A 2,427-nucleotide genomic window follows, 5' to 3' on the forward strand; every position below is an offset into this window, starting at 1 on the left:
GATTGATTTTAAAGAACGACCAAGATACAATTCATTGAACGCCATCGTTGCCACTTCCACTCTGGAAATGGGTATTGACATTGGCACTTTGAATACGGCCATAAACAATTCTGTACCTCCATTAACATCAAATTTTTTACAAAGAGTTGGTCGTGCTGGCCGTTCATCGGGCTCAGCTCTTATTACGAATTTTGCACAAAGCAAAGCACATGATTTGTTTTACTATGGTGAACCAAAAGATATGATGGAAGGTGAGATAGCTACACCAGGTTGCTATTTAGAGGCGAAAGATATTTTGTATCGCCACTTTCTTGCCTATTGTTTGGATAACTGGTCTTCGGCAGATCCAAAGAAAAACAGTATTCCAGGCCTATTGATTTCGCTTCAATTGTCAAGGGCTGATTTATCAGCACCGGCCTTTTTTGCCAATAGAATTATTTCTTTTATCAAATCAAAGGAAAAGCATCTTCTTACTGAATTTACCGAATTTTACAAGCCTGATTTAGAAGATTCCAAAGCACTGGATAACCTCAAGTCATTTCTTCTTGAAGAAGGATTTTATCTTAGATTGAGAGCAGTATTTACAAAGCTGAAAGACGAGTACCGATACATTACTCAAACCATAAAAGAAATAGATGCCGCAATTAAATTGCTTCCTAATGATGAGGAACGAAAAGGATTAGAATTTGAGAAAAAAGCTTTATGGGGCTTGAGAAGATTGTTAGATAAACGGTCTATTCTTGAGCACTTAACCAATGTAGGCCTCTTGCCAAATTATGCATTTCCTGAAACAGGCGTTACCCTAAATGCTTCAGTATTGGCCACCAAAGCCAAAGCCAGCGATAACATTCCAACAAACAAACAGTTTGAAATAGTGAGGTCCTCCAAATCTGCGATACGGGAGTTTGCGCCTGATAATTATTTCTATTCACAGGGTTTCAAATTTGCCATCTCAGGCTTAAATACCTACGACTGGAAAGATGTTGGAACCTTGCTTGTAAAAAGGTTTTGTTCTAACTGCGACCATATTGCAGATAAAGTATCATCAACAGAGGCTCATTGTCCTAAATGTGGTGATGCATCCTGGGCGTCTGATAAAAACCAACATGTTTTTGTAAAACTAAGTGGTGTCAAGTCTGTCAACTTTCGTGATAAATCAACGTTGGATGATAGTTCAGACGACAGAGATGCTAATATATACAGAATTTCAAGGCATCTTAAATTCGATAGCAAATCGTTTCAGGGTGCTTGGGGTATGAAAGAAATTCCCTTTGGAATTGAGTATGTAAAAAATGTTGACATTTTAGAGTTAAACCTTGGTCTCTCATCAGCTGTTAATGCTAATAAGATTATCATTAATCAGCATGAGGATGTTCCATATCATGGGTTTGTTACCTGTAAACAATGTGGTAAAAGCTCTTCGAAATTAAATCAACGAGAGTATAAATTTCATTATGGCTATTGCAAGCACAAAGAGCGTGAATACACTGGCATTAAAGACGATGTATTTGAAGAAGTTTATCTATTTAGAGAAATCAAAACGGAGGCTTTAAAGGTATTGTTACCAGTGCAGGAGTTTGAAAGCGATGCTACAGTTAATATGTTCAAAGCCGGTTTAGAGTTAGGATTAAAGAAATATTACAAAGGGAACCCACAACATCTAAGCATTATTAATTACTCGGAATACAATGCAAAGAACAGTCGTTTCGATAAGTACCTGGTTTTATACGACAATATTCCTGGTGGTACCGGCTACTTAGAAAAACTGTTTACTCCTGCTGACTTTACGACAGTTATCTCAAAAGCTTACGAAGCAATACGAGATTGTAGCTGTAAAGCAAAGGGAAAAGATGGTTGCTATCGTTGCATTTTCACCTACTCCAATCAGTTTACGCAGGATGAATTAAGCAGGGCTAAAGCCGAACTTTTATTTAAGAAGATAGTTGACAAGTCGGATGCCTGGGAAACATACACAACAGGGTTAGGAGCATTAACTAGCAATGGACAAATCGAAGAAAGCGAATTGGAAGACCGGTTCATTAGAAGTTTAAGGAATTACATACACAGTCAAAATCAACAGGATTTTAAATTTGAAGACTTTGTCGAAAACGGTATTGTTAACTATAAGTTTAAGATTACTTCAGGAGATTATGCCTTCTATTATGTTATAAGACCTCAATATGAATTAGGACCAACCCATGGAGTTAAATATAATACACGATCCGATTTCTATATTTCATTAAGTAGTATTGAAAAAGATGGACAGGCAATTGAAGATGATGATATTTTATCGTCAGTAAAAGGAATTGCAATCTATTTAGACGGTTATACATTCCATGCAACAGAAGAAAATTTCAGATTTTTTGATGACCTTAAAAAGCGAGTAGCAATTGCAGAATCAAATTCAATCATTAGTTGGTCATTAAC

The 2,427-nt window shown here is 36.5% G+C and carries 1 protein-coding gene; it reads left to right on the plus strand.

Features of this window, described 5'->3' with window-relative positions:
• Positions 1-2,427, plus strand: a 2,427-nt coding sequence (locus ABIQ27_RS14370; protein WP_348034609.1) for a Zn-binding domain-containing protein, incomplete at both ends; no start/stop codon positions are given.

This window comes from Flavobacterium sp., from assembly GCF_039916025.1.
Taxonomy (GTDB): domain Bacteria; phylum Bacteroidota; class Bacteroidia; order Flavobacteriales; family Flavobacteriaceae; genus Flavobacterium.